Origin of the sequence: Nocardia sp. NPDC051990, assembly GCF_040680755.1 — a bacterium.
Lineage (GTDB): Bacteria > Actinomycetota > Actinomycetes > Mycobacteriales > Mycobacteriaceae > Nocardia.
This window is the reverse complement of sequence record NZ_JBFAXH010000005.1, coordinates 40,320-66,239: the sequence shown is the minus strand read 5'-3', so window position 1 is coordinate 66,239 and position 25,920 is coordinate 40,320. Positions and strand designations below refer to the sequence as shown.

The 25,920-nt window shown below is 66.0% G+C and carries 25 protein-coding genes and 2 pseudogenes; 14 read left to right on the top strand and 13 right to left on the bottom strand.

Annotated features, from left to right (window positions below; all coding sequences use genetic code 11):
- Positions 1-16 precede the first annotated feature (16 nt).
- A complete protein-coding gene (locus AB0L63_RS12000) occupies positions 17-826 on the bottom strand; it encodes a hypothetical protein (RefSeq protein WP_364498442.1) in 810 nt (269 codons plus the stop codon).
- Positions 827-998: 172 nt separating this feature from the next.
- Here AB0L63_RS12000 and AB0L63_RS11995 point away from each other — a divergent pair, with 172 nt between their 5' ends.
- Positions 999-2,375 carry a HAMP domain-containing sensor histidine kinase gene (locus AB0L63_RS11995; RefSeq protein ID WP_364498439.1) on the top strand — a complete coding sequence of 459 codons (1,377 nt, stop codon included), beginning with the start codon at positions 999-1,001 and terminating at the stop codon, positions 2,373-2,375.
- Here the strand turns inward: AB0L63_RS11995 and AB0L63_RS11990 are convergent.
- Positions 2,298-3,011 (bottom strand): response regulator transcription factor, encoded by a 714-nt coding sequence (locus AB0L63_RS11990; protein ID WP_364499169.1) that lies wholly within the window; start codon positions 3,009-3,011, stop codon positions 2,298-2,300. The two genes, AB0L63_RS11995 and AB0L63_RS11990, sit on opposite strands and share 78 nt — an antisense overlap.
- Positions 3,012-3,101: 90 nt before the next feature.
- On the opposite strand from AB0L63_RS11990, the gene AB0L63_RS11985 reads away from it, so the two are divergent.
- The 4 genes from AB0L63_RS11985 to AB0L63_RS11970 all read left to right on the top strand — a co-directional run bounded on the left by AB0L63_RS11985 (position 3,102) and on the right by AB0L63_RS11970 (position 5,489).
- Complete coding sequence (locus tag AB0L63_RS11985; RefSeq protein ID WP_364498436.1) at positions 3,102-3,926, top strand: phosphatase PAP2 family protein; 825 nt, start codon at positions 3,102-3,104, stop codon at positions 3,924-3,926.
- Positions 3,927-4,067: 141 nt separating this feature from the next.
- Positions 4,068-4,928: an NAD(P)H-binding protein gene (locus AB0L63_RS11980; RefSeq protein ID WP_364498433.1), complete on the top strand. Its 861-nt coding sequence runs from the start codon at positions 4,068-4,070 to the stop codon at positions 4,926-4,928.
- Positions 4,929-5,025: 97 nt separating this feature from the next.
- Complete coding sequence (locus tag AB0L63_RS11975; protein ID WP_364498430.1) at positions 5,026-5,364, top strand: ADP-ribosylglycohydrolase family protein; 339 nt, start codon at positions 5,026-5,028, stop codon at positions 5,362-5,364.
- A complete protein-coding gene (locus AB0L63_RS11970; protein ID WP_364498427.1) occupies positions 5,361-5,489 on the top strand; it encodes a hypothetical protein in 129 nt (42 codons plus the stop codon). The genes AB0L63_RS11975 and AB0L63_RS11970 overlap by 4 nt, the downstream gene beginning before the upstream one ends.
- 74 nt (positions 5,490-5,563) lie before the next feature.
- On the opposite strand, the gene AB0L63_RS11965 is transcribed toward AB0L63_RS11970, so the two are convergent.
- Both AB0L63_RS11965 and AB0L63_RS11960 read right to left on the bottom strand, forming a co-directional pair.
- Entirely contained in the window at positions 5,564-7,345 is a 1,782-nt protein-coding gene (locus tag AB0L63_RS11965) for an ABC transporter ATP-binding protein (RefSeq protein WP_364498424.1), read from the bottom strand.
- 342 nt (positions 7,346-7,687) lie between these two features.
- Positions 7,688-8,383 (bottom strand): helix-turn-helix domain-containing protein, encoded by a 696-nt coding sequence (locus AB0L63_RS11960; RefSeq protein WP_364498421.1) that lies wholly within the window; start codon positions 8,381-8,383, stop codon positions 7,688-7,690.
- A gap of 204 nt (positions 8,384-8,587) precedes the next feature.
- Here AB0L63_RS11960 and AB0L63_RS11955 point away from each other — a divergent pair, with 204 nt between their 5' ends.
- Positions 8,588-9,580, top strand: coding sequence for an alpha/beta hydrolase (locus AB0L63_RS11955; protein WP_364498418.1), 993 nt, complete (start codon positions 8,588-8,590; stop codon positions 9,578-9,580).
- Positions 9,581-9,716: 136 nt separating this feature from the next.
- Here AB0L63_RS11955 and AB0L63_RS11950 read toward each other — a convergent pair.
- Positions 9,717-10,055: pseudogene (locus AB0L63_RS11950) on the bottom strand (transglycosylase family protein); the annotation flags it as partial.
- 825 nt (positions 10,056-10,880) lie between these two features.
- Here AB0L63_RS11950 and AB0L63_RS11945 point away from each other — a divergent pair.
- A complete protein-coding gene (locus AB0L63_RS11945; protein ID WP_364498416.1) occupies positions 10,881-11,513 on the top strand; it encodes a phosphotransferase in 633 nt (210 codons plus the stop codon).
- Here AB0L63_RS11945 and AB0L63_RS11940 read toward each other — a convergent pair.
- The gene (locus tag AB0L63_RS11940) at positions 11,510-11,866 is read right to left on the bottom strand and encodes a nitroreductase/quinone reductase family protein (protein WP_364498413.1); all 357 of its coding nucleotides are present in this window, start codon (positions 11,864-11,866) and stop codon (positions 11,510-11,512) included. The genes AB0L63_RS11945 and AB0L63_RS11940 overlap by 4 nt on opposite strands.
- Positions 11,867-11,918: 52 nt before the next feature.
- Here AB0L63_RS11940 and AB0L63_RS11935 point away from each other — a divergent pair, with 52 nt between their 5' ends.
- Complete coding sequence (locus AB0L63_RS11935) at positions 11,919-12,116, top strand: hypothetical protein (protein ID WP_364498409.1); 198 nt, start codon at positions 11,919-11,921, stop codon at positions 12,114-12,116.
- 56 nt (positions 12,117-12,172) lie between these two features.
- Here AB0L63_RS11935 and AB0L63_RS11930 read toward each other — a convergent pair whose 3' ends face one another.
- On the bottom strand, positions 12,173-13,024 hold the full coding sequence (locus AB0L63_RS11930) for a GTP-binding protein (RefSeq protein WP_364498406.1): 852 nt from the start codon (positions 13,022-13,024) through the stop codon (positions 12,173-12,175).
- 97 nt (positions 13,025-13,121) lie between these two features.
- Here AB0L63_RS11930 and AB0L63_RS11925 point away from each other — a divergent pair, with 97 nt between their 5' ends.
- Together AB0L63_RS11925 and AB0L63_RS11920 are read left to right on the top strand one after the other, a co-directional pair.
- Positions 13,122-13,544, top strand: coding sequence for an OB-fold domain-containing protein (locus AB0L63_RS11925; RefSeq protein ID WP_364499167.1), 423 nt, complete (start codon positions 13,122-13,124; stop codon positions 13,542-13,544).
- Positions 13,537-14,739, top strand: a complete 1,203-nt coding sequence (locus AB0L63_RS11920; RefSeq protein ID WP_364498403.1) for a lipid-transfer protein — start codon at positions 13,537-13,539, stop codon at positions 14,737-14,739. The genes AB0L63_RS11925 and AB0L63_RS11920 overlap by 8 nt, the downstream gene beginning before the upstream one ends.
- A gap of 114 nt (positions 14,740-14,853) precedes the next feature.
- Here the strand turns inward: AB0L63_RS11920 and AB0L63_RS11915 are convergent, their stop codons facing one another.
- The 3 genes and pseudogenes from AB0L63_RS11915 to AB0L63_RS11905 all read right to left on the bottom strand — a co-directional run bounded on the left by AB0L63_RS11915 (position 14,854) and on the right by AB0L63_RS11905 (position 19,095).
- Complete coding sequence (locus tag AB0L63_RS11915; RefSeq protein ID WP_364498401.1) at positions 14,854-16,854, bottom strand: protein kinase; 2,001 nt, start codon at positions 16,852-16,854, stop codon at positions 14,854-14,856.
- Positions 16,855-16,922: 68 nt separating this feature from the next.
- A pseudogene (locus tag AB0L63_RS11910) lies at positions 16,923-17,033 on the bottom strand (DNA-binding response regulator); the annotation flags it as partial.
- Between the two features lie 82 nt (positions 17,034-17,115).
- On the bottom strand, positions 17,116-19,095 hold the full coding sequence (locus AB0L63_RS11905; protein WP_364498398.1) for a protein kinase: 1,980 nt from the start codon (positions 19,093-19,095) through the stop codon (positions 17,116-17,118).
- Positions 19,096-19,393: 298 nt separating this feature from the next.
- On the opposite strand from AB0L63_RS11905, the gene AB0L63_RS11900 reads away from it, so the two are divergent.
- A complete protein-coding gene (locus AB0L63_RS11900; protein ID WP_364498395.1) occupies positions 19,394-20,281 on the top strand; it encodes a hypothetical protein in 888 nt (295 codons plus the stop codon).
- Here the strand turns inward: AB0L63_RS11900 and AB0L63_RS11895 are convergent.
- Both AB0L63_RS11895 and AB0L63_RS11890 read right to left on the bottom strand, forming a co-directional pair.
- Positions 20,278-20,943 (bottom strand): response regulator transcription factor, encoded by a 666-nt coding sequence (locus AB0L63_RS11895; RefSeq protein WP_364498391.1) that lies wholly within the window; start codon positions 20,941-20,943, stop codon positions 20,278-20,280. The two genes, AB0L63_RS11900 and AB0L63_RS11895, sit on opposite strands and share 4 nt — an antisense overlap.
- Positions 20,944-21,012: 69 nt before the next feature.
- A complete protein-coding gene (locus AB0L63_RS11890; RefSeq protein ID WP_364499164.1) occupies positions 21,013-22,203 on the bottom strand; it encodes a histidine kinase in 1,191 nt (396 codons plus the stop codon).
- Between the two features lie 201 nt (positions 22,204-22,404).
- Between AB0L63_RS11890 and AB0L63_RS11885 the strand changes: the two genes are divergently transcribed.
- From AB0L63_RS11885 to AB0L63_RS11875, 3 genes are read left to right on the top strand one after another with little or no spacing between them, the layout of a single operon-like run.
- On the top strand, positions 22,405-23,163 hold the full coding sequence (locus tag AB0L63_RS11885; RefSeq protein ID WP_364498388.1) for a hypothetical protein: 759 nt from the start codon (positions 22,405-22,407) through the stop codon (positions 23,161-23,163).
- Positions 23,160-24,614 carry an alpha/beta-hydrolase family protein gene (locus AB0L63_RS11880; protein WP_364498385.1) on the top strand — a complete coding sequence of 485 codons (1,455 nt, stop codon included), beginning with the start codon at positions 23,160-23,162 and terminating at the stop codon, positions 24,612-24,614. The genes AB0L63_RS11885 and AB0L63_RS11880 overlap by 4 nt, the downstream gene beginning before the upstream one ends.
- A 60-nt stretch (positions 24,615-24,674) precedes the next feature.
- Positions 24,675-25,121: an SRPBCC domain-containing protein gene (locus AB0L63_RS11875; RefSeq protein ID WP_364498382.1), complete on the top strand. Its 447-nt coding sequence runs from the start codon at positions 24,675-24,677 to the stop codon at positions 25,119-25,121.
- A gap of 112 nt (positions 25,122-25,233) precedes the next feature.
- On the opposite strand, the gene AB0L63_RS11870 is transcribed toward AB0L63_RS11875, so the two are convergent.
- Positions 25,234-25,821, bottom strand: a complete 588-nt coding sequence (locus AB0L63_RS11870) for a TetR/AcrR family transcriptional regulator (protein ID WP_364498380.1) — start codon at positions 25,819-25,821, stop codon at positions 25,234-25,236.
- Positions 25,822-25,920: the final 99 nt, after the last annotated feature.

The following is a 25,920-nucleotide window of genomic DNA, read 5'->3' as shown; positions in this document are numbered from 1 at the left end:
AGTGTTCAGCGTTGCTTCAGGCGTTGTCGAGAACCGGACTGGGTTCGGTGTCGGCTGTGCTGGTTCGGTTGTGGCTGTAGGTGATTCCGATGACGAGGACGGCGAGCAGGACTACTGAGGTGCCCCAGGTACCGAAGCCGAGACCGCCTTTGGCGTGCGGCTTGGACAGTAAGTCGCCGACGGTGGCGCCGAGCGGGCGGGTGAGGATGAATGCCAGCCAGAACAGTAGTACCCCGGAGATCGGGGTGAGGTAGTGCGCGGCGAGGATGACCGCCATTATCGCGCCGATGAGGGCCGCGCTGCCCCAGTAGCCGAGACCCGAGGTGTCGGACAGGTAGTCGCCCAATGAGGTGCCCAGCGTGTTGGACAGCAGGATCGCCGCCCAGTACAACACCTCGGCGCGCACGGTAGTGATACCGGTGACGTCGTAGGTTTGACCGGTGAGTTTCCAGATCAGGAACACAATCGTCAGCCCGCTGATGAGCAGGGCGACGCCGGTGCCGTAGCCGAGTCCGGCGTCGGTGGAGGTGTCCGAGCCGGGCCCGCGGTTGATGAAATCGGAGATCGTGGTGCCCGCAGTGCTGGTGGCGGCGATGACCGTCCAGTACAGGGCGGGATGGAAGCGGCGGGCCCGCAGCTGGGTGAGCAGGCTTACCACGAAGATCGCCAGAAACAGTGCCGAGGCGGCGGCGTAGCCGAGGTGCAGGGTTTGGGCGAGCAGGTCGCCGCCGGTTTCACCGAGGGTGGTGGCCGCGATCTTCAGAATCCAGAACAGGGCAGTGATCTGCGGAAGCTTGTAGCCGGTGCGGGTCGTGGCCGAACTCATAGGCGGCATCCCTTTCTTGGTGGTGGCACCGGGTGGTCGGTTCGGCAGTGTGCCCCGTCGCCGCTGAGAGCACGCTGAGACCGCGTGGGATCGTCCGGGCCGGTGGCGTGCCGGGAGATCCGGGCCCGGGATGGCCGATGATGGGGGTGTGGATCGGTTGGCGAGGTGGGTGATGCCGTCAAGGTGGGGGCTGCGCATCCGGTCGGCGATCGCGGCGGCGGTGATGGTGGGCCTGGTGCTGGCGGCGGCGGCCGGGGCGATGGCGTGGTTGCTGCATCGCTCGCTGGTAGGCGATCTCGATACCGCCGCGGCGATCCGGGTCGGTGAGGTGTCCGCGGAGTTGATGCGGATGCCGGAGGCCGAGCTGCCGGAGCCATTGTTCGACACCGACGGCCGGGTGGCCGGGGTGCAGGTGATCGATCCGCAGGGGCGGGTGGCCCGGGCCTCGTCGGGGAAGCTGACGAGACCGTTGACCGAGTTGCCCGTCGCGGATGCCCGTGCGACCGGGTTGCGCCCCGCGCGCGGCTATGACGAGGATCTGCGGGTGGCCACGGGCACCGTGCCGACGGCCACGGGAACCGTCACAGTGCTGGTCGCGGCCGATACCGAATCGGTGGAACGCACCCTCAAAGCGGTAGCGGTGTTGCTGGCGGTGGGCGGGCCGGTGGTGGTGGCCGCGGCCGCGGCCGCGACGTATTTGCTGGTGGGCCGGTCGCTGCGGTCGGTGGATGAGATACGGGCCAGGGTGGCCGGTATCGAGTCGACGGATCTGTCACAGCGAGTGCCGGTGCCGATAGCGCGCGACGAGATCGCGCAGCTGGCCGAGACCATGAACGCCATGCTGGCCCGGGTCGAGGCGGGGCACCTGGCGCAGAAGCAGTTCGTCGGTGACGCATCGCACGAGCTGCGCAGCCCGCTGGCCACCGTGATCGCGGCTCTGGAACTAGCCCGCGACCGGCCCGAGGTATTCGACCGAGAACTCATCACCGCAACACTGCTGCCCGAGGCCCGGCGGATGCTGCATCTGATCGAGGACTTGCTGACACTCGCAGCGGCTGACGAGCACAGGCTCGAATTGCGCACCGGCGATGTCGATCTCGACGATCTCGCCGCCGAACTCGCTGCGACGCTGCGGTCACGGGGCACGGTCACCGTCAGCACCGCGATCCACGCGGTGCGCGTGGTCGGCGACCGGGCGCGGTTGCTGCGGGCGCTGCGCAACATCGTCGACAACGCCGCCGCGCACGCGCGGTCGCGGGTCGCTATCCGCACGCAGGAGTGCGACGGGAGCGCGGTCGTCATTGTCGACGACGACGGCCCTGGGATCCCGGCTGCCGACCGGGACCGGGTGTTCGGTCGCTTCGTGCGCCTCGACGCCGACCGGGCCCGGCGAACCGGCGGAGCGGGGCTCGGGTTGGCCATCGTCGCCGGCATCGTCGCCGCCCACGGCGGCACGGTGACCGTCACCGAATCAGGCTGGGGTGGAGCCCGTTTCGTCGTCGCCCTCCCCCGCGCCGGGGTCGATCAGCCGGTACCCGACTCCGCGTAAGGTCTCGATGCTGCCGCGGTCGAACGGAGCGTCGATCTTGCGGCGCAGATAGCCGACGTAGACCTCGACGACGTTCTCCGGCCCGTCGTAGTGGGCATCCCACACGTTGCGCAGAATGTCGGTCTTGGTGAGCACCGTTCCCTTATGTCGCAACAGGCATTCCAGCAATCCGAACTCACGCGGAGTCAGCGCCACGGGGGTGTCGCCGCGGTACACCGCGCGGCGTGCAGGGTCCAGCCGCAGATCCCCAGCCGACAGAACCGCAGGCTGCTGCGGTGCACGACGGCGCAGCAGCGCCCGCAGCCGGGCGAAGAGCACGGGAAAGGAGAACGGTTTGGTCAGATAGTCATCGGCACCCAGATCGAGCGCGTCGACCTGGTCGTAGTCGCCGTCCTTCGCGGTAAGCATCAGCACCGGAGTCGTGACGTCCTCGGCGCGCAGCCGCCGCAATACCTCATAGCCACTGAGGCCGGGCAGCATGATATCCAGGACGATCGCGTCGAAGCAGTCCTCGATCGCCCACCAGAGGCCGTCGGTGCCGGTATCGGCGACCTGCACCACGAACCCCTCCAGCTCGAGCCCGCGCCGCAGCGTCTGCGCCAGCAGCGGCTCGTCCTCGATCACCAGCACCCGCACCTGTCTCAGCATGCCGCACGGTCCGTGCCGAGGCATGGGCGGTGCCGCGTTCTCAACGTCCTCTCAGCGGGCGCGTGCCACTGTCGTGGCATGCCGACCGAGTCCCCCACCGCCCCTCGATGGTCGATGGCCCTGTCTTATCGGCGACCTCAGCTGGCACTCCTCGTCACGGCCGTCGTACTGGCGGTGGCGGCGGTCGGCCTGACGATCGTCGTCGTTCACGAGGGCGGCCCGATTGGTGTGGACGCCGCCTGGCTGGACTGGATCATCGCTTACCGCAACGGCACCCTCACCGCGGTGGCGATAACGGTCAGCGACCTCGGTGACACCACCACGATGGCGGTACTCACCGTGCTGGCCTGTGTGGTGCTGGCGTGGCGGCGGCAGTGGCGGAATCTGCTGCTGGTCGGAGGAGCCTCGGCCGGTGCGGCCGTACTGGTCGTCGTCGGTAAGCAGCTGGTCGGACGGGCCCGTCCCCCGGTGGTCGATCACCTCGTGGTGGAAACCAATCAGTCTTATCCGTCCGGTCACAGCCTGGGCTCGGCCGTCGTGCTGGGTGTCCTGCTCGTCGTAGTCCTGCCCCACCTGCACCGGCGGCCCGCCCGCGTTGCTGCGATCGGCGCCGTGGGCGGCGTTGTCGTCGCGGTCGGCCTGTCGCGGCTGTACCTGGGCGTGCACTGGCCCACCGACATCGCAGCCGGATGGGTCTTCGGCGCCTGCTGGCTGTCCATCTGCCTCGTGCCGTATCGCGCGGTCACGCTCACCTGGCACCGCGGCGAGGCGGCCCAGCGTCCTCTCAGCGAGCCCGGGCAGTATCGCAGCCATGAGCCCAGCGTCAGACCTTCCGATGCCACCGGAAGGATGCGTTGCCCCGCTGACTACTCAACCTCCGTTCAGCTGCGGCCCAGAATTTGATCGTCCCTTTCTTCGAATGAGGTTGTTCGGATTCAGATTTCGGATTCGATGGGCGCGCAGCGGAGTCCCGGCCGTTTGGAGCACCGTGTTGCGACAGATCGTTTTGACCTTGACTTGTGTTGAGGTTCTAGCTTTGCGTCCATGATCAACACGCAAACGTCGGCGAAAACGATTCTGGTGACCGGCGCGACCGGCAACATCGGCAGAGCACTGGTGACACAACTGGCTGAGCATGATGAGGTCCGCGTGCGAGCGGCGACCCGCAAGGCAACCTCCGGCGGGCTGCCCGAAGGGGTCGAGCCGTTCCAGGCCGACCTGCAGCATGCGGACTCGCTGCGGCCCGCGGTCGAGGGTGCGACCGCGTTGTTCCTGATATCACGCATCGGGGATGATGCCGGCATCCTGTCGTCGGCCCAGCGTGCGGGCGTCGAGCATGTCGTGCTGGTGTCATCCATCACCGTGCAAACGCATCCCCATCTGGGACCAGCGCAGGAGAACGCCGCCGTGGAACAACTGCTCGAGACCAGCGGCATGGACTGGACCATCTTGCGCCCCACCCAGTTCGCGTCCAACACCTTGTGGTGGGCGGACTCGATCCGGGAACGCGGTGGTGTGGAGGTCCCCTTCGCCGACGTCGGTCTGCCCACCGTTCATCCCGGTGACATCGCGCGCGTAGCTCATGCGGCATTGACCGAACCCGGGCATCGCGGTCGCGAATACGCCCTGACCGGACCTGAGCTGATCACTCCTCGCCAGCAGATCGAAACCATCGCTTCAGTCCTCGGACATCCACTCTCGGTCACCGAGATCAGCCGCGCGCAAGCGCGCGAACGGATGATTCCGGCGATGGGATCGCAAACAGCGGACGCGCTTCTCGATGTCATGGGTGGTGACAGCAACGACGAACTGCTGACGGTCCGTGACACCGTCGCTCAGGTAACCCGTTCCCCAGCTCAGACGTTCCACGACTGGGTTTCCCAGAATATTTCCGCGTTCCGATAGGTCGGATAATGTCGCCGTCCGGTGGAATCCACAGCGAAGGACCTACTCCGATAGCGCGCTACCCAATCTCACCCAGGGGTCGAATTCGCTGTCGTTCATGACCGCCGCCCCTTGCTCGAAAGGTTGCGGAACGGTGATGCGGTCGGCACCGTTCGGACTGGCCGGTGCGGGCGGTGATCTCGCATTCACCACGGCTGCTCGGAGCGCGCAGCTGATCCACGGGCATCCCACGGGATATTTCGCCGCAGGTGCGTTCGCGGCAATGATCGATCGTGTTGTGAGCGGTGTCGAACTGCCGATTGCCGTGCAGCAGACCATTACTCAGCTCGCGGTGTTCCCCGCGGGTGCGGAAACCATGGCGGCACTGACCCGAGCTGTCGAACTGTCCGAGAGCGTGGCGACCGCTGAAAAGATGGAGTGTCCGGGCTGCCGATGAACTGGGCATCCGCAGTCGAGGGTCGCGATGTGCTGGTCCAGGTCGCCGATGACCTCGTCCTGAACTACTTTGTCGGCGACCGGTCCGCGTTGGACAACCGGTACCCGTTCGACGAGGGACTGTAAGGGTCGTTCGTTGTTCGCGTGACTGTGTCGGCCGGTTCTCGGACATCGGGACGGCTTGGGTCCGAACGGTCCGATCAATCGGCGACCACTTCCTCGCCGAGGAATCCACCCGACTGATACCGCCACAGCTGCGCGTATGTTCCTTCCGCGGAGAGCAACTCCTCGTGAGTCCCCTCCTCGACGATTCGCCCGTGGTCGAGCACCACCAGCCGGTCCATTCCGGCCACCGTGCTCAGCCGGTGCGCAACGACCAGCGTTGTACGCCCTTGCATCAACTCCCAGAGCGCTTGCTGCACAAGCAATTCGCTTTCCGAGTCGAGGGCACTGGTGGCCTCGTCCAGGAGCAAGATGGGCGCGTCTCGTAGGATGGCCCGAGCCAGCGCGACCCGCTGACGCTGGCCGCCGGACAGTTTCACGCCACGCTCACCGATGAGCGTTTCCATACCCTGCGGCAGCGCGTCCGCGAACTCGGTGACGTGCGCGGCCTTGGCGGCCCGCAGGATCTCCTCGTCCGTGGCGTCCGGGCGTGCGAACCGAATGTTCTCGCTCAGGGTCCGGTGAAACATGGCCGGATCCTGTGGCACGTAGGCGATCAGACTGCGCAGATCCGCCTGCCGCAGCCGGGCGATGTCCTGCCCGCCGATGCGTATGGTTCCGGTTTGGATATCCATCAACCGCAGAAGTAGTTGGGTGATGGTGGTCTTGCCACCGCCGGATCGTCCGACCAGGCCTACTTTCGTGCCGCTGGGCACGTGCAGATCCAATTCGTGGAACAGCTGTCGCGCACCTCCATACGTGAAGTTCACGCTCTCGAACCGCACGTCGAAGCCCTTGGGATGCAGTGGTTCCGGATGTTCGGTATCGAGCACCTTCGGTTCGTCCAGCAGCAGTTCGGTAAACTGCGCCGCCTCGGTGAGCACGGTCTCCAACCGCCGGTAGATCTGGTTGAACCGGAACATGATCCCGGTGGCGTTGAAGTAGTAGGTGAATGCCACCACAATGGCCTCCACCCCCACATTCCGGCCGCTGAGATCCAACGCGACCAGCAGGCCGATCACGTTGGTGAGCACCACGAGCGGCGCCACCAGCGTATCTATCCGCAGATTCGCGTAATCCCAGGAGCGCAACGACTTTCGCCGTGAGGATGCGACTCGGCGGTGATGCTCGGCCGCCTCCTGTGGTTCGGCAGCGAAGGCACGCACCACCTGCATATTGGCCAGGCTGTCGGCCAGATGCCCGGAAACCCGCGCAATGGCGGCTTCCCGATCGTCCACCAGCTTCTGGCGGCGCTGGATCAAGGGCATGATGACCAGCGCGGTCACCACGATCATCCCCATCAGCACCACGACCAGCATGGGGTTGTAGCGCCACAACACAACCGAGGCGAACATCAGCGGCACCAGTGCCGCCAGAATCTCGAAGGCGAGGGTGTCCACGAACTGTTCGAACCTAGCCGCGAAGCTGAGCGAGCGCTTCGTCAGCGAACCGGCGAAGTTGTTGTGGAAGAACGCCGCGTCCTTGGCGAGCAGCTCGTCCATGGCACGCACATACAGGTGCTCGATACCGTAGGCGTCGACGCGGTTCAAGCAGTGAATCCCGATGCGCCACAGCAGTTCCGCGAGCAGCAGGGTGCCACCGAATGCGAGGATATACGAAGCCAGAGCCCTAAAACTCGTATCCCCGGTTACCGCGACCCGGCCGACCATCATGGCGACGATCAGTGGTGCGATGTACAGGTTGCAGATATTGCCAAGTGCTGGCCCCAGCAGCGCCGGAATCGTTGTGGCCTTGCGAGAGGCCATTTCCCGGCCATAGAAACGCAGCACCAGCTTGATCGCCGTCGCGCGTGAACTCATACTCCCCCTCGTCTCGAATTGAACGAGCGACTCAGGTGAACAATGATCCCGCGTCCAGGCGGGTTACGGCCAGCGAATATTCGCCCGACCGCGAGTTGGGTCCACTCTCAGGAAATACCTCCAGCATTACGCCGATGCCAAGAGCGACATCGTTGAGAGGATTCTCACCCGCGCCCTAACACCTGATCCCGCACGTTTATCGAACTCGGCGAACACCGCTCTCGCCTCGGCAATCGACTGCCTGCTCGGCTGCTGCGCATCGTCCGGCTGCCGGAAGTACTTCCTGCCAACCTCTTTCGACATCGCCGGTTATCGGCCCCGTGAATTCGTCAGAGGCAGGGCTTACGGCATGGCAGCTCGTAGCGGCCATGCGATGTCGTCGACGGCGAGCCAGGATTCGCCGGCCACGGCCGTCGGCGTGATGCCGGTGAACGCAACGATATCGCGGTGCAGGTGGGATTGGTCGGCGTAGCCGCTGTCGGCCGCGACCCGGGCCGGGTCGATACCGGCGGCGAGGCGATGGACGGCACGGTCGAAGCGGATCAGTGTCGCCGCTCGCTTGGGCGGCAAACCGAGTTGCGCTTGGAACCTGGACCACAAGCGTTTGCGGCTCCAACCGACCTCGTCGGCCAAGGCATCGATCCGGACCAGGCCGTGCCCCGCCCGGATCCGCCGCCAGGCCCAGACCACTTCCGGCTCGGCCGCCGGTCCGGCCGTGCAGCGGCAAGCCAGTAGCACCTCGATGAGCGCGAAGCGCTCCGTCCACGAGGAAGTTTCGGCCAGCTGCTCGCGGATCCGTGCCGCCTCCCGGCCCCACAGGTCGTCCAGGAGTACAACGGCGTCGGTCAATTCGGCGAGGGAGGCGCCGAGCACGGCACCCGCGATCAACGGTGACAACCGCACTTGCACGCATTCGATCTGCTCGCCGCGCACGTGCCGCGTGCCGGTTCCGAGACCGACGGCGAGGCTGCCCCGCCACCGTCCGGTGCCGTCGTCCACGACGGGCGAACGCGCGCCGAACTCCAGCAGCAGTGTCACAGCAGGATGCGGAAGTGCCCGCTGGTCAACAGGATTCACACCGTGGTCGCGGAATCCGGCCATGACGACACCAGGTATCCGGGTGGGCCGCGAGGGACAAACGACATCCCACACAGGTTCCGGCCCGGAGCACACCCTCACATGCTGTAGGCCCGGGAACATTTGTTCAAGCCACCGGTCCTCACCAGCTGCGACAGTCAGCGGATGATTACACCTGAACTCGATAGCGATTCGGACCGAACCCGGCTGGACCACCGGCGCACAGGAAAACGCCGCAGGCACCGCTACGTCGCTGCGGCCATCGTCGGCGCGATTGTCGTGCTGTTGCTGGGAAACTCGGCGGTGACCGCGCACCAGAGCGCCGCGGCCACCGGCGAATCGACACTGACCGTCGACGGTCAGAACATCCATGTCAGCCAGGACGGTCCCGACGACGCCCCCGCCCTGGTCCTGATCCACGGGTTCGCCGCGTCCACCCACTGGTGGGACCGGCTTGTACCGCTGCTGACCGACTCCTACCATGTCATCCGCCTCGACCTGCTCGGGCACGGCAGCTCGGCCAAACCCGTCGGCAACGGCTACTCGATCCCGCAGCAGGGCAACCGGGTCGCCGCAGTACTGGAACAGCTCGGTATCCAGCACGCCATCGTGGTCGGCCACTCCACCGGAGGCTCGGTCGCCACCTCTCTCGCCGAACAACGCCCCGACCTGGTGACCGCGCTGGCGTTCATCGGCACCGGCCCCAGCCTCGCCGACGACACCTCCGAAAGTCCCGTCAGCCGGCTGCTCATGACTCCGGTCGTCGGGGAAGCGCTATGGCGGCTACGCACCGACGACCTTCTCCGTCAGGCCGCGAGCAGCGCCTTCGCCACTGACGAATTCCCGGTCCCGCAACAGTTCGTCGACGACGTGCGAGGCATGACATACCACGCCTTCACCGCCACCACGGCGGGCGCCTTCGACTATCTGAACCAGCGCACCATCCCGGACCGGCTGACCGCCCTCGACAAACCCCTGCTGGTGATCTTCGGTGAACAAGACCGCCGGTGGCGCTACTCCACCTCCACCGCCGAATACCGCACCGTTCCCGGCGCGACGGTGGTAACCATGCCGGGCGTCGGCCACTCACCCCAGGTCGAGGATCCCGCCCGAACCGCCGAAATCCTGATGTCCTTCACCGGCATCCACGTCTACTGAGCCGGACCGAGCGCCGTGACCGTGCTGGCGAGAACCGCGGCGCATCCGCCGTGGTCGAACTCGAGGCCATGGCGCGGAAAGGACGATGAGAGTGTCGTGGCTCGGTCGCACCCGCTCGACAGATATCTCACCGGAAAAGGCCGAGCGCTGCCGAACAACCTGACCAAGGGCCCCAGCCCTCAGCGGCGAGTACCTGCTCGGCGACAGCTATCTGCTGCTCACGGGTGGCTTTGTCGGCAGTCGGCCCATATGCGGCACCGCCATATGCAGCCCATGTGCCCGGCGTGAACTGCAGGCCGCCCTGAAACCCGTTGCCGGTGTTGATATTCCAATTACCGCCCGACTCACACGCGGCAAGGCTGTCCCATTCCTGATCGGTAGCGGCGGAAGCTTGGCCAACGTATGCCATGCTGGCCCCACCGATGATCGCGCTGGTGGCGACGATCTTTTTGAGTGGCGTACCCAAAGCGCTCATATCACAGTTCCTTTCGAGTCAGCAAACCTGTAAAGGTGTCCAAGCATGAAAGGTGATCACTGGATCTTCGAGCCCGTTCGAGTGTGTGCTGGGCGCGGTGAGCTGAAGTGAAAGTCCTCGATATCGTGTCCACATCGAAATACAAATCCATGTCGTGCGTGAATCCATTTGCAGCCATCGGTCGATCGAAAAGCTGCGGCGACCGGCCAGATGAATGGCGGTGTGCACGCGCGGTAATGCCATTTATCGAGCGTTTCCACGACAGCATTCGGCAACTGACGTGAGTCGAACGGGAATTCGACGGTCGCCATCGCACATGCCTACGCCGGACACACCGCCCGCGGCACGGCATAAGTAAATGCCACGTTTACCTATATCACCCCGAGCATCGTCGAGATCGCCGGAGCGCTTCCGCCGCTGACCGGTGAACCGCACCCGCTGTCTCGGGACCCTCGACATCCGCCGGCCCCGAGACAACGGCGACGCAAGGCGAGCACATGCGGTCAGTTTTGTATCTATGGACACGAACTCATCGCGTGTTCGCTGCAGATTCTGTCTCAGTAGATGCATTTCGGCACAAACCCGTTACGAACTCCCCCCCGTTGCGCTGCCAATACAGCTTTCCGACACCGCATTTCACCGACTCGTAGACACCCCCGACGTCGAGAAGGCGATTGTGGTCAATGACGCTCTGGGCCTTCTGATCCCACCGCATACCGCGCCCCATGGCATAGCCCTAGCTAACCCACCGAATCCAGCCGACTCATATACTGAACCGACCTGCCCACCACTGGCACATACCGGCTTGGTGACATCGTGGCGCGGATGGGCAAGCCTGGCAGCCTGGAGAACGCCGAGCAGGAGCTGCGAGTGTCGAAGTGGCTCAACGGGTCCGGCATCCCAACGGTTGAAGCGGTATCGGAACTGCCTCAACCGATCGTTGTCGACGACCGCCCCGTCACCTGGTGGCATCTCAGTCCGGACCATCGGCCGGCCACCCCTGCCGAACTGGGAGCAATGCTGCGCGCGCTTCATTCCTTGGCGTCGTCGACCGATTTCGAGCTGCCGAGTTACGGCCCGTTCGGTGATCTTCGCGAGCGGTTAGCGGCCGTGGGCGCGGCGGACGAAAATGACCGAATGCGGCTACTGGCCCGGTACTACGAACTACGCCAGCAGTATGACAGGCTGCCGGAACCGTTGCGGCTCTCGGTGATTCATGGTGATGCTTGGCAAGGCAATCTGGTCGTGCGCCATCGGGTATCCCAACAGTGCTGGACCTCGATAAGGTGTCGCTTGGCCGACCGGAATGGGATCTCATCCAACTCGCCGTTGACTGTACGGACTTCGCGCGAGTTCCCGAGGCCGACCACCAGTCCCATGGCGGTGGGAGGCACTCTAGAGCGAAATCTGTTCCTGCCATCGTTCGCGACCGCGAACAACACCATTGCTATGGGCTAATCGATCTCGTTCAAGTGCACAATGACGTTGACGTGGCCCTGGTCATCGCGTCGGGCAACAGCATGCCCGGACCTTTCGACGCCGTCCAGCTTCAGCGAGATGGGGCCACCCGCGCCGAGAAAGTTGCGCCACCACCTCTTCTGGTCGGGCATACCGACCGCGATGGTGACCTCGTCGCCAGAGCGTCGAAAGCCCACCGGCGTGCTGATGGTGCGTCCAGAACGTCGGCCGACGTAAGTGATCTCGGTGATCGCCCGGCCCACCCGAGGCCCGATCCATGGCGCCTTGGTCAACGCCATCACGCCCGCGTTGAATCCGCGCGCAACAGGCCCCAGCACCGCTTTGAGCTCCATCACATCTCCTGATCGCCGAACGGGGTATCAACCACAAAACTAGCGGACTGCCGTGCGTTCGGCGGGGCAGCGATGGCGGCACGAACTCCCGAGGTTCGGTCAGCAGTGGGCCGGTTTCGGCGGCCACTTCCGCGGCTTGGAACAACCGCAGCTGCATGTGGGCCATGCGTTCAGGTGGGCCGGTCGCGATCTGTTCGGCGAGTCACTGTTCGTCATCGGCGATGATTCGCTCGATGTGGAGGACACGTAGGCAGAGGCCCGACTATTGCTGATCTCTGGAACTCGTCGCCCCTATGGCAGCGTCCGTCAATAGTCGAGGGCATGTTCCGGTTGACAGACGTGCATGGGAGACGGCAGATACCGGACGACGGCGTCCAGGAGCGGGGCGATGTCGTCACTCCACGGCGCCGCATCACACAGGACGGGCACAACGTCGCCTAGGCGCGTGAGGCCGCGGATGCGCTCGTGCAACTGCTCGGGTGCGATCTCTCGCAGGCCGAGGGCAGCGTCCGTATCTGCCGCGTCCCGTTCGATCACCGTGGCCACGAGGTTGCGATACCACTGCTCGGCGACCTTCCAATGGCTGCCGTAGAACTCGACGGCCATCGGTTCTAGCGCCCACATCGGGACCAGATCGATGACGCCTTCGAACTCGGTGCCGATGCCGATAGGAATCTGCAGCGTCAACGGCACCGCCCCGCGCGTCTCGGTGATCGTGCGGACGCAGCGGTCGAAGTCGGCAGCGCGATGATCGAGTCCGGTCACCAGACATAGCCGTGCGACCTGATGGTCGTCGGCAAGCCGCAGTATCGTCCCGAGTCGCGGGGTGCTCTGCACGGCAGCGCTCACGACCGCGATCATCCCGTCGGCTACCCGGATGGACCGCTCGAGTTCCGCGATGGGCGCGTCGCTCGACAGCTCGGCGATATGGATAGTGTGATCGACGCAGCCCGTCACCCAATGGACGGTGGCCGCCGCGCTGGACCCGGTCCCGGCGAAACGGCGGAACAGGCGGTGGACGACCCGTGTCGTCTCGTCGGGGTCCCCGATGATCGTGACGTTGCGGATCGACTGCGGGTCAATGGCTTTGGTGCCCATCGGCGTTGTGGTACTCCAGGTCGACTCGAGGGTCTCGTCGCGTCCTCGATCCGCACTCACCGTACCTCCGCGCGTACATCGCCGGAGCGAATTTCCGCCCCAAAATAGAACGTGTTCCTATAGCGTCGGGTCTGTGCAGAAAGAACAACGCCCCGCGGTGGCAGATTGGTTCACTGCGGACGACGACGCGGTACGTCTCGTGGGAAGTCGCTGCAATGTCTGCGGCACACCGTATTTCCCGCGGAACACGCTGGCTTGTCGCAACCCGCAGTGTGCGAGTCCGAAGGACGGCTCCGAGCTGGTCGAGTACCTGTTCTCCACGCGTGGCCGGATCTGGTCATACGCGGACGCCCGGTACAAGCCGCCCCCGCCCTATGTCTCGCCCGATCCGTTCGAGCCGTATGTCGTCGCGGCGGTGGAGCTCGAGGTCGAGCAGATGGTGATTCTCGGACAGGTCGTGCGCGGCCTCACGGTGGACGACCTGGCCATCGGCATGTCGGTCGAACTGACCCTCGGCGTGCTGTACGAGGACGAGGAAGCGGAGCACACGGTGTGGATGTGGAGGCCGGTCGATGCCTGACCCGAATAATCGCGACATTGCCGTCCTCGGTGCGGGCATGCACCAGTGGGGCAAGTGGGGGCGCAATTTCGTCGAATACGGGCTGGTCGCGGCGCGCGCGGCGCTGGCCGATGCCGGGGTGGACCACCTCGACGTCGGCTACATCGCCGGTGCGGACACGATCCGCAACGGATACCCCGGTTTCGTCTCTGGTGCGACATTCGCCCAGGCGTTGGGCTGGTCGGGTGCGCGGATCTCGAGCAGCTACGCCGCCTGCGCCTCCGGTGCGCAGGCCATCGCCAATGCGCGCGCCCAGATCCTGGCCGGGTTGACCGATGTAGCGCTGGTGATCGGCGCGGATGCCGCCCCGAAAGGCTTCTTCCAGCCGGTCGGCGGTGAACGCCGCGACGATCCGGACTGGTTGCGCTTCCACCTGCTCGGCGCCACCAACCCCATCTATTTCGCGCTCTATGCCCGTCGCCGGATGGCGCTGCACGGTGCCACGCTCGACGATTTCGCCGCGGTCAAGGTGAAGAACGCCAAGCACGGCCTGAACAACCCGTACGCCCGCTATCGCAAGGAGGTTTCGGCCGAGGAGGTCGCGGCCTCGGCGATCGTCTCGGACCCGCTGCGGCTGCTCGACATCTGCGCGACCAGTGACGGCGGTGCGGCACTGGTGCTGACGTCGATGGAGTACGCCCGCCGCCACGGCGTCACCGACCCGGTCCGTATCCGGGCGCTGTCGACGGTCACGCCGACATTCCCGAAAACCGTCCTCGACCTGCCCGATTTCGCGACGGACTCCGCCGTGGCCGTCGAACCTCCGCCGCACGCGTTCCGTTCCGCCATCGCGCACGCCGCATACGAGGAGGCCGGGCTCGGGCCCTCCGACCTGTCCTTCGCGGAGGTCTACGACCTCTCGACCGCTCTGGAGTTGGACTGGTATGAGGACATCGGGCTCTGCGACACCGGCGGCGCCGAGGAACTATTGCGCAGCGGCGCAACAACTTTGGGTGGACGTGTGCCGGTCAACCCCAGTGGTGGGCTGGCCTGCTTCGGTGAGGCGATCCCCGCGCAGGCGATCGCTCAGATCTGCGAGCTCACCTGGCAATTGCGCGGCCAGGCCGACGGCCGCCAAGTGGAGAACGCCCGTGCAGGCATCGCGGTGAATCAGGGCCTCTTCGGTCATGGCTCGGCAATCATCGCCACCCGCTGAACCGAGGCCGATGCACGCTGCGCGGACAGTACCGCAGGCACTACTGGTCCGGTCGTCTGTACCGCCCAACCCTTATGGACGCGAACTCATTGCGTGCTCGCGGCGGTTGCTATGTCAGTAGACGTAGACCACCGCGTTTTCGCCGCCGGTGCAGGTGACCAATTGGCCGTCCGGGATGCAGTTCATGGTGTAGGTCCGGCCGGTGACTGGACTGGTTGCTACTACTGAGCGCGATGAGCGGGAGACGTTTGTGGCGGCGGATTCGGCGTAGGCCTTGCGGACGGCTTCAGCGAAACCGCAACTAGTGACCGCGGATCCGGTGGCGGATTGGGTGAAGCTGCCTGCGACGGGTTGGCCGTTCGCGCAGTTCGTCGCGCCGGCGGGCAGGGTGACCGAGGTGGGGGCGGCCTTGGTGGTGGAGGTCGACTGCGGGGCGGTCGCGCGGCCGGTGGTACCGGTCGCGGCCGTTGTGGTCACCTGCGCGCCCGCTTGAACATCCGCGGATTTGCCAGAACCGAGCATTTGCCAGCCGATGGCACCGCCGACCGCCAGCACCACGATGACGAAGACGGCGACCATGATCGGCAAGAGGACCGATCGACCCTGATCCGCGGCGGAATCGTGTGCGTAGTAATCGTCTTCGTAGTCGGTCTCGGCATACTGCGGCGAGTACTCGGCCGATTGTGCTGACCGGTAGGGGTCGGGCACCGCATGGGCGGGACCACGCGGCGGCTCGAACGGCGGCGTGCCGGAGAAAGGTTGCGGTAACGGGACGCGTCGCGTTTCCGCAGCGGGTGAATCCTGTTGCGCGCCATACTTTTCCGGATACCCGGCGTCTGGATGATGCGACTCCGGATACCGCCGGGTCTGCTCGGCCCGCGACGCCTCCGGATGCTGCTGCACCGCATCGGGGTACTGCGGTTGTTCCGGATAACGCCGGGTCGGCGGCGCCGCCGGATCACCCGGGTACCGCGGTGACGGCAAGTGCTGCGGAACCTCCGGCGGCGACTCCTCGTACAGATGCGCATCCGGGAACGGTCGCACCGGCCGACCGGTCCGAGGCGTCCCAGGCGGCGGACCGGCGGGCTGCTGTGGCGGCAAGGGCGTGAACTGTAGATCGGCGGCTGAGACCACCGTCGGCCCCGTCGGATGGATCACCGCCGGAATCGTGCCCGTCGACTCCGCTGGCGACGCCGCACTGCGGTGCACCACAGCCTGATCCGACGGCGGGCGCGATGGATCGGGCGGGCGCACAATCAATGTCGGCATATTCGCGGCCGGCGCGGTGCCGAGGGCGGCTCTGGCCGCGCGCGCCAGGTCGCTCGCGGTCGGGAAGCGATCAGCGGCCTCCTTGGCCATACCGCGGGCGATCACCTCGTCCAGCGCCGCGGGAATTCCCGGTCGCTGCGCGCTCGGTCGCGGCGGCGGCTCGGTGAGATGCGCCCTGATCAGCACACTCATGCCCCCGGCAGGGAACGGTGTTACCCCGGTGAGGCATTCGTGCAGTACACAGGTGAGCGAGTAGATGTCGGCGCGACCGGTCACCGGTCCGGAACCGAATCGCTCCGGCGCCATGTAGGTGTAGGAGCCGATGGCCATGCCCGCCTGGGTCATCGCGCTGTCGCCCTCGGTGTGGGCGATGCCGAAGTCGACCAGATAGGCGAAATCCGCTTCGGTGACCAGGATATTTGCCGGTTTCACATCGCGGTGTACGAGACCGTCGGCGTGCGCGGCGTCCAGGGCGGCGGCGATCTGCTCGATGATGCCGATCGCACGCTCGGCGCTCATCGGCCCCTGATTGCGGAGGATCTCGCGCAGATCGGTACCGGGCACCAGCCGCATGTCGATGAACAGCACACCGTCGATCACGCCCCAATCGTGGATCGGGATGATGTGTGGTTCGGCCAGCCGGGCGGCCGCCTGCGATTCGCGACGGAAGCGCACCTGGTAGCTGGGATCCCTGGCGAGTTCCTCCGACAGCAGTTTGACCGCGACCACGCGGTCCTTCACCGTGTCGTACGCCTCGTAGACCTCGCCCATCCCCCCTTTGCCGAGCAGCGACCTGAGCTCATACGGCCCGAACCGACTACCGAATCTCCATCCAGGTCCGTCCACCCCGTCATTCCTCCACATCCCGGGCACGATCGCCCATCACCAGCTCCGGTATGCGCGATCCGGCCGCCCGATTGTCCTGGTGCGACCACCCCGTGGTCAAACGCAAACACAATCGCGGCGGCTCGGTCCCGCAGCTCCAGTTTGCCGAATATTTGTCCGACATGACTCTTGCCGGTGATGGATTCCTCACCACCAGCAGAAGACCCTGTTATCACACGCCCGCCCCACCACACCGTTGCGCCGCAGCCGTACGGCACGTGATTACAGTGGCGCTGCGTCCCACCATGCAGTAAGTGCATCCTGGGCCGAAGGTGTCGGCGGCACGGTTTGCACCGCGCCGACGGTGCCGTGGTTGCTCACGTACACCAGGAAATTCGAGCGGACCGGATCGGCTTCGAAACTCACCGCCAGTTTAGCGGTGTGATAGAGGGGCTGGAGGGAGCCGGGTGGGTCGTCCACGACCCAGCGATGGGTGTTCATCGCGACGCCGCTCTTCTTACCGGCCGTCGCGACATTGGCAGGTAATGCCTGCACGGCGGCTCGGGCGTCAGCGGCGGAGGCGTATTCGAGGATGGTGTAGCTCATCTTCGTGGTGGTCTGGGTTTCGCGATGGCATTTCCATGCGGTGATCCATGCGCTGGATTTCAAGGGTTCGTCGTCGATCCCCAGCGGCTCACCGGCCTTTGATGCCATGCAGCGCGCGTCCTGATAGGCCTCGCCGAAGTCGTCCTTGCCCTGCGGCACCAGACTCGGAAACAGCCTGCGGCTCGTGGCCAGCGCATCGGACGGAGCGGCCACCGCGGTCGAGGTGACGGGTGGCGGTATGGCTGCATCGTGCGGGCCTTCCGAATCCCACCCCACAACCACTAGCGTCCCCACTACAGCGATCACCGCGACCACGATGCCGACGGCGATCCAGCCGACCAGCACCGCTGTCCTCCGCCCATGGTCCGGCCTCCGCTGCGGGGCAACGGTATTCGGCCCGAATGAGGGCAGCGCACTAGGCGGCGGCGATTGCGTCGACCGGCCTGGTATCGGTGGCCCCTGAGCCGGTTGGCCCGGAATCGGCGAGCCCGGCGCCGGTGGTGCCTGCATCGGTTGGCCCTGCGCGGGCGCCCCCTGCTGCGGCGCAGCCGGATAGGCCGCAGCCTGGGGTGGTCCCTGCATCGCCGGTGCACCCGACTGTGCTGCTTGCGCCGGATAACCCGCAGCCTGCGCCGCCAGCGGCTGCTGTGGATAACCCTGCGGCGGCGCGCCATATCCAGCCGGTCCGGCCGCCTGCGCGGCCTGCGCGAAGGCGGCCTGATCCGCGAATGCACCGAATCCCGGTGCGGGCGGCTCGGATCCAACGGCCGGTCCCGGATACACCAGGGGGAAGCCGGGATTCACCTGCACGGCGGCAGCCGGCGGCGCGGTCAATGCCTTGCGGGCCGCCGCGGCGAATTCGACACAGGTCACGTACCGATGCTCGGGATGTTTGGCCATCGCCTTGGCCAGCACCCCGTCCAGCGCGGGATTCAGCCCCTGCCGCCGGGCCGCCAATGGCGCGGCGACATGCTGTAGATGCCCACGGATGATGTCGTTCGGATCGGGCGCGTCGAATGGCGCCATCCCGGTGAACAGCCAGTACAGCGCGCACGCCAGCGAATACTGATCGGTGCGGTTGTCCAGTTTGGCGCCGGTCATCTGCTCCGGCGAGGCATAGGACAGGGTCGCGCTGAACATCCCGGTCTGGGTCAGGTGGGTGGAGTCCTCGCGCAGCCGGGCGATGCCGAAGTCGGTCAGGAAGACCCGCTCGCCCTGTCCGCCGCTGGACCGGGCCAGCAGGAAGTTGGCGGGCTTCACGTCCCGATGCAGTATGCCGATGCCGTGCGCGTAGTCCAGTGCCGCCGCGACCCCCTCGATGATCTGCACCGCCCGCTCCGGCGGCAGCGTCATCGGGTCGACGGTCGCCGCGTCGACGCCGTCGATGTACTGCATGGAGATCCAGAGCTGATTGTCCTCGGAACCGCGGTCGTAGATGGCGACGATATTCGGATGGTCCAGATGCGCCGCTAGATCGGCCTCCCGCTCGAAGCGGGCACGCACTTCGGCATCGGTGAACAGCTCCCGATTCAGCAGCTTCAGCGCAGTGTGCTTACCGAGGCGGGGGTGTCTGGCCAGGTACACCGAGCCCATACCCCCCTGGCCGAGCAGCCGCTGCACAGTGAACCCGGCGAATACCTCACCGCTGTTCAGCAACGCGACCCCCTTCAAGTGACTGCGGCCCTCGGACATCGGTCGTCCGAGCGCGTAAACAGAGTTGTGAGCCTACCGGGTAGCCCTTTGGCCACGCCGTTTCGAATTCTCCGGGAAAATCGGCGAAACTATCATCAGGGCGTTAGTACCGTGTCAGCTCCTGGCATGATCCGGTGCTGATCGCACGACGTCCGGTCACCGACCGGGCGGATGTGACGAGGATGTTTTTCGCACCGCCGACGGAACACCGGGTGTCAGGTTGTGGTGGTGGGAGAACGCGGCGGTGAGGTCTACAAGAACGATGGTGAATTTTCGGGTGGCGCTGCGCAGCGCGGCACTCACGGTTTTGGTCACACTCACCTCCTGTTCCCTCCTTCCAAGCACCCACGACGCGCCCGCGGAACCGACGCTACCTGTCGAACGGCCCGGATCCTGGCATCCCGGCTGGTCGATCTCGCGGCCCGATTCCCTGGCCGCCGATTTCACCCAGCTGCAGCCGAATCTGCCGGGGCAGGTCGGGATGGCGATCATGCCGGTCGGCGGCGGCCGAATGACCATCTTCGGCGACTGGACCAGCGGTATCGCCTGGTCCACCATCAAGGTGCCGCTGGCCATCGCGGCGCTGCGGCACGACCCGATCGGTGTCGTCGACTACGCGCACGAGGCGATCACCGTCTCGGATAACGATGCGGCCGAAGCACTCTGGGAGTCGCTCGGTGACGGCGAAGAGGCGGCGCGGGCCGTCCAAGAGGTCCTCGACGAGGCCGGCGACGCGCTGACCAATACGCACGGACCGAAAACCAGCATGGAATCCCTCGCATTCGGCGCGACCGAATGGACGCTGGCCAATCAGGTGCGCTTCGCATCGCAGCTGCCGTGCCTGCCCGAGACCAGCACCGTGATCGGTCTGATGGAACAGATCACGCCGGAACAGCGCTGGGGCCTCGGCAATATCGAGGGCACCGAATTCAAGGGTGGCTGGGGCCCCGACGACGAAACCGGCGTCTACACGGTCCGCCAGTTCGGCATCGTGCCGACTCGGTCCGGCGGCGTCGCGGTCGCGCTTGCGGCACAGGCCGATTCGGGCACGTTCGAGGATGCGACCGCACTGCTCGACCGGCTGGCCCGGCTGCTCTCGCGACACCTCGACGATCTCAACGGCGGTAAGTGCCAGCCGCCGCCACGCTAACCCGGGGTGACCAGACCGGATTCGTAGGCGAGCACGACGGCCTGTGCGCGGTCGCGCAGATTCAACTTCGAAAACACCTTGGAGACATGGGTTTTCACGGTCTGCTCGGCGACGAACAGCGCGTTGGCGATTTCGGTATTGGACATGCCCTTGGCAATCAACTCCAGCACCTCGCGTTCGCGCGGCGTCAATGACGCCAGCGCCGGTGTGGGTTTGACGCGGCTCGTGGTACGGCGGCGGGTCACATCGGCGATCAGGCGACGGGTGACCGTCGGGGCCAGCAGTGCCTGCCCGTCGGCGACCACGCGCACCGCACGCACCAGTTCCTCGGCGGGCGCGTCCTTGAGCAGGAATCCGCTAGCGCCGACGCTCAGCGCCTCGTACACGTAATCATCGATGTCGAAGGTAGTCAGCATGAGCACTCGCACCGGTGGGTCGAAGCCGGCGGCGAGGATGGCGCGCGCGGCGTCGAGTCCGTTCATCTCCGGCATGCGCACGTCCATCAGCACCACATCCGGGCGCAGCCGCTTGGCCTCGGCGACGGCGACCTTGCCGTCCGGCGCGTCACCGACCACGCTGATATCGGATTGGGCGGCGAGCAGGGCGCCGAAACCCTGACGCACCATGGCCTGGTCGTCGGCGATCAGAACAGTAATTGCCACCAGCACACCCTAATTGGGTGGCGAACGAGGCCGCAGCCCGGCCGCACCGCACTCGGACACTCGGACCACTCAGACCTCGGTACCGGACCCGATCCCGGCCGTAGATATGGACCCGAGGTCGGATGAGCTGATGGGCAACCGGGCCCGGACCTCGAAGCCGCCGTCCGCACGTGGGCCCGCCGATACCTCGCCGCCGACCGCGAGCGCCCGAGCCCGCATGCCGGCGAGGCCGTGACCGCCATTGCCGACCGGACGGGCGACAGTGGCACTCAGCGCATTGCCGACTGTCAAGTGCAGCGCGTCGGTGTCGACGACAATCGATACCTGCACCGGCGCACCCGGAGCGTGCCGCGAGGCGTTGGACAGCGACTCCTGGACGATTCGGTACAGCGCGAGGCCAGCCGAATCCGGGACCGGGTCCAGCAGTCCGTCGATGGTCCAGTCGATGCGGACACCGGCGCGGCGGGCGCCCTCGAACAGGCCGAGCACATCGGCGGCCTTCGGTTGTGGTGCGTGTTCGGGCAGTTGACCGTCACTGCGCAGTACGCCGAGCATGCCGCGGATCTCGTTCAATGCCTCGCGGGCGGTCGCACCGATGGATTCGAATTCCGCGCGGGCTGCGGGAGTCACCTCCTCGACCCGATAGGGCGCGGTCTGGGCCTGCACCACCACGAGGGACATGTGGTGGGCGATGACATCGTGCAGGTCACGGGCAATGCGGGCCTTCTCCTCCAGAATGGCCCGCCGGGCCCGCTCCAGTTCGTTCTCCTCCTCCTGGACCAGCAACTGTTTGCGCGACTGCGCCAGCCAGCGCACCAGCAGCGCGAACAGCACGACCGCGGCGAAGGCGAGGGGCCAGGCCCACGCGGCGCTGGTAACAGCGCCATCGCTGGTCATCGTGGTGGCCAGCAGCAGCGAGGTCGCACCCCAGGCGACCACGATGATCGGGACCGCCGCGCGCAGAGCCACCGCGAACAGCAGCGCGAACAGGCACAGGATGTGCACGACCTGGATCGGGATCTCATTACCCGACTGATGCGGGATGGCCAGGGCGATGGGCAGCGCCGAGCCCGCTGATATCGCCCAGCCCAGCGCCGGGTTGAGCCGGATCAGCAGGATCGGGAATGCGGCGAGTGCGGCGATGAACGGCTGCACCGCGACCGGTACGTCATGGGTGAGGTGCAGGGTCGGCCACGCGACGGCATAGAAAATCACCGCGATCAGCACGGTGAACGCGTCGAACCACATCCGCGCGTTCATTCCCGTGGTCCAGCTACGACGTTTTTCGGGCATGGCTACAACAGTAGGAAGCGCAGCGGTCGGGGTCCTCACACCCACGGGTGACTTCCGCTCCAATACCGCAGTGGGAGGACTCGCGCGCCCTCCCCCGGCGGCATGGGCCGGGAAACCGGTCCGCGGCGTGAGGTGGCGCAGCGGGATGGATTCCTAGCGTCGAGCACCATGAGCACACCGACCATCGATGCCGGCGCCCGAGCCCGATCCATCCCACGACGTTGTGCCGCGTTGACGGCGACCGCGCTGACCACCATGGCGGCCACCATCATGCTGGCACCCATGGCGCATGCCGGCACCGTCGACCAGCCGGTGGAGAATGCTTCGGCCGGTGCCGCCGTGGTCGAGCTGACCTCGGGTGGGCCGGGGTCGGCCGCCGTGATTCCCGCCGATTTCGCCCAGCGGTTCGGTTATCGTCCCGCCGTTGTCGATGGGCTGCTGGCGAATCCCAAGGGGGACTGCTCGTCGCCGGTGACCTTGCCGAGTGAATTCGAAACCGCTTGTAAAGCACACGATTTGGGGTACGACCTGCTGCGCTATGCGGGCGAGAATCGGCAGCCGCTCGGCGGGTGGGCCAGGCAGGCGCTGGATGCGACGCTGGCCGTGCATATGCACGAGGCGTGCGCGGCTCGCGAGGACGGATTCTCGCGGGCTCGGTGCCATGCGATGGCGAGTGTTGCCAATACGTTCATCGATCTGAATTCGCGACGGCAGGACTATGGGGTGCCGGTGGTCGAACCGGCGCTCGAGGCAGCGGGTTCCGGGCGCGTTGGGTGGCTGGGTTGGGTCGTCGGCGTTGGTGCGATCGGACTGGGCGCGGCCGGGTTCCTGCCGTCGGTCAGGCGGCGGCTCGATGCGGGGGCGCGACGTCGGTGTCCGGCATCGGTGTCGAAGGTTTCGAGTGGCGCTCTGGAGGTTCAGGTATGAGCACGTTGACCACGACCAGATCGGTGTCGGCCCAGGACAATTCCGGCACATCGTCCGATCCGAGTTTTTCATCTGGTCGCGGGAATCAATGGAAGACGCTCGTCACCAAAGGGTTTCACCGCGCCGCGCATCCTCGGATCGGTACGACGCTCGGAATCGGCCTCGGCACTCTGATATCCCTTGCTCCCGGCCTACTTCCGCGCACACCGAGTGCGCAGGCCGTGTTGACCGGGCTGCTTGCCGCTGCCGCGTTGGCCGGTGCGGGATTCCTTCGATTCGCGTTGCTGCGCTGGGATTTCGATATCAACCGTCGGTGGGATCGATTCCGCACACCTTTGCTCGGTTCGACTGTGCTCGTGGTCGTCGGCATGGTCGCGCAGGCAACCCATTGGCAGAACCGGTTGCGTATGGCGATGGATACGGTGCTGATCGGTCCTGATTATTGGCTGCGCTGGGCGCTCGTATCCGTTGTGATCGTCGCCGTACTGACCGGAGTGGTCCGCGTGGCCGGGTGGTTCGCGCGGAAGCTGGGTTCGGTGCGCAGTATCGCGGTGGGTGTCGTGGCGGCGTCGGTGCTCTACCTCGTCGGGATACCCGCGGCCGTCGACTGGCGGCAGAGTGCCTATGCAGCTGCCAATGCGACGATCGATCCCGAACTGGTGCAACCGGTTTCCTACATTCGGTCCGGAAGCGCCGAATCCGCGATCAGCTGGCCGTCGCTGGGCGCCCAGGGCCGCAAGTTCGTTACCGGATCACCCACCGGACCGATCCGGGTGTATGTCGGACTCGACTCCGCGACCGACATCGATTCCCGTGTGGCCCTCGCCATTCGAGAGCTGGAACGGTCCGGCGGATTCGAACGATCGAATATCGTGCTCGCGGTGCCGACCGGGTCCGGATGGATCGATCCGGATGCGGTTCGCGGCTTCTCCGAACGCTTCGGCACCGATGTCGCTCTCGTCGGGATGCAGTACTCCTACGCCCCCAGTTGGGTGACCTTCGTCTTCGGACGCGACACCGCGGTCGCCTATGCGCGAGCGCTGTTCAATGCCGTGGAGCGCCGCATCGGTACGCTCGACCACAAGCCCGAGCTCTATGTCTATGGTCAGAGCCTCGGCGCGCTCGGCGGCAGCTCGATATTCGCCGACGATGCCGACCAGGACCGCCGGACCTGTGCGGCACTCTGGGCGGGTCCGCCGGCCGGTCAGGTGCATCGGGCGGGGGCGACGGTATTGGCCAACAGCTCGGATCCGGTGGTGCACTGGTCGCCGTCGCTGCTGTGGCGCGCGCCCGAACTCCGCGATGTCCGGGTCGACGCCCCTGTGCCGCAATGGCTTCCGGTGGTCAGCTTCCTGCAGACCAGCGCCGATCTGCTCGCCGCGCTGAACGCGCCGCCGGGCCACGGCCACCGCTACGGCACCGATCAGGGCACCGCCATGGGCACCTGCTGAACGGCGATTTTGCTGCTGAGAGGCTTGATCAGCTATAGAACATGTTCTAATTTGCTAACCATGCCCTTTGTCATCGATGCCACCGTCGAGATCGACGCCCCCGCCGAACTGGTGTGGCAGGTGATCACCGATCTCCCCCGCTACGGCGAGTGGAACCCCTTCTGCATCGAATGCCGCAGCACCCTCGTCCCCGGCGAACCGATCGATATGCTGGTCGCGCTCTCCGGCTCCAAGCCACGCCGCCAGCGCGAATGGATGGTCTCGCATACCCCGGGCACCGAACTCAGCTACTCGATGAAGCCGGTCCCCCTCGGCGCCCTGCACAGCCTGCGTACGCACCGCGTCACCCCGCTCGGCCCCGACCGCACCCGCTACGAATCCCACTTCGAACTCGACGGCTGGCTGCACCCGCTGGTAGTGGCCGCCCTCGGCAAAAACCTCCAGCGCGGGTTCGCGGGTATGACCGAAGGCATCCAGAAGCAAGCCGAATCCCTCGGCGCCCACTGACCGCGAGCCGCGCTGGTCCGGAAACCTGCGCGGCTGCCGCACACGATGCGAGCACGTCGCACAGTAACATGCCGCCCGACGCGCCGATTCCTATACGCGACGAGGCACACGGTCAGGCCCCGAGGTGAGCCAGGGCGGCTTCGAGGGTGGCGTCGGCGTAGGAGTCGGTCAGGCCGGGCAGGCCCAGCGACCAGCGGGATTGGATGGGACCGAGGAGCAGATCGATGGCGAAGTCCGGATCGAGGTCGGGGCGGAGCTGTCCGGCTCGGACGGCAGCGGACAGGCGTTCGGCAATGGCGGCCCGCTGTGGCAGCAGCAGTCGCTCACGGTAGACGACGGCGAGTTCCCGGTCCTGTTGGATCTCGATGTACATCGCGCGCAGGAAGGCCTCGAAGCTCGGATCGGTGAGTTCGGCGATCGCACCGCGGAGCAATTCGCGCAGGTCCGCGCGGATGTCGCCGGTATCAGGAAGGACGAGACCGTCCGGCCCCGAATCGAGCTCGAGCATCGCGTCGAAGACGACCGCGCCCTTCGATGGCCACCAACGATAGATCGTCTGCTTGCCGACGCCGGCGCGGGATGCGATGGCCTCGACGCTCAACTTCGGGTAGGGCAACTCACGAATCAGTTCGGTGGCGGCACCGAGAATTGCGGCACGGGCACGTTCGCTACGCCGGGCTGCGCTGGGTGTTTCGGGCATGACGAGACCCTACCAAAAACGAGACGCAACGTCTCGTCTTGACATGGCCGGATTCGATTGGCATCCTCATCGAACGAGACGGAGCGTCTCGCGACGAAA

Bases quoted from the DNA above. Each gene is read 5' to 3' on its own strand.
- AB0L63_RS12000 (WP_364498442.1), bottom strand. From the start codon at position 826: ATGAGTTCGGCCACGACCCGCACCGGCTACAAGCTTCCGCAGATCACT.
- AB0L63_RS11995 (WP_364498439.1), top strand. From the start codon at position 999: ATGCCGTCAAGGTGGGGGCTGCGCATCCGGTCGGCGATCGCGGCGGCG.
- AB0L63_RS11985 (WP_364498436.1), top strand. From the start codon at position 3,102: ATGCCGACCGAGTCCCCCACCGCCCCTCGATGGTCGATGGCCCTGTCT.
- AB0L63_RS11980 (WP_364498433.1), top strand. From the start codon at position 4,068: ATGATCAACACGCAAACGTCGGCGAAAACGATTCTGGTGACCGGCGCG.
- AB0L63_RS11975 (WP_364498430.1), top strand. From the start codon at position 5,026: ATGACCGCCGCCCCTTGCTCGAAAGGTTGCGGAACGGTGATGCGGTCG.
- AB0L63_RS11970 (WP_364498427.1), top strand. From the start codon at position 5,361: ATGAACTGGGCATCCGCAGTCGAGGGTCGCGATGTGCTGGTCCAGGTC.
- AB0L63_RS11965 (WP_364498424.1), bottom strand. From the start codon at position 7,345: ATGAGTTCACGCGCGACGGCGATCAAGCTGGTGCTGCGTTTCTATGGC.
- AB0L63_RS11955 (WP_364498418.1), top strand. From the start codon at position 8,588: ATGATTACACCTGAACTCGATAGCGATTCGGACCGAACCCGGCTGGAC.
- AB0L63_RS11945 (WP_364498416.1), top strand. From the start codon at position 10,881: ATGGGCAAGCCTGGCAGCCTGGAGAACGCCGAGCAGGAGCTGCGAGTG.
- AB0L63_RS11940 (WP_364498413.1), bottom strand. From the start codon at position 11,866: ATGGAGCTCAAAGCGGTGCTGGGGCCTGTTGCGCGCGGATTCAACGCG.
- AB0L63_RS11920 (WP_364498403.1), top strand. From the start codon at position 13,537: ATGCCTGACCCGAATAATCGCGACATTGCCGTCCTCGGTGCGGGCATG.
- AB0L63_RS11900 (WP_364498395.1), top strand. From the start codon at position 19,394: ATGGTGAATTTTCGGGTGGCGCTGCGCAGCGCGGCACTCACGGTTTTG.
- AB0L63_RS11890 (WP_364499164.1), bottom strand. From the start codon at position 22,203: ATGAACGCGCGGATGTGGTTCGACGCGTTCACCGTGCTGATCGCGGTG.
- AB0L63_RS11885 (WP_364498388.1), top strand. From the start codon at position 22,405: ATGAGCACACCGACCATCGATGCCGGCGCCCGAGCCCGATCCATCCCA.
- AB0L63_RS11880 (WP_364498385.1), top strand. From the start codon at position 23,160: ATGAGCACGTTGACCACGACCAGATCGGTGTCGGCCCAGGACAATTCC.
- AB0L63_RS11875 (WP_364498382.1), top strand. From the start codon at position 24,675: ATGCCCTTTGTCATCGATGCCACCGTCGAGATCGACGCCCCCGCCGAA.
- AB0L63_RS11870 (WP_364498380.1), bottom strand. From the start codon at position 25,821: ATGCCCGAAACACCCAGCGCAGCCCGGCGTAGCGAACGTGCCCGTGCC.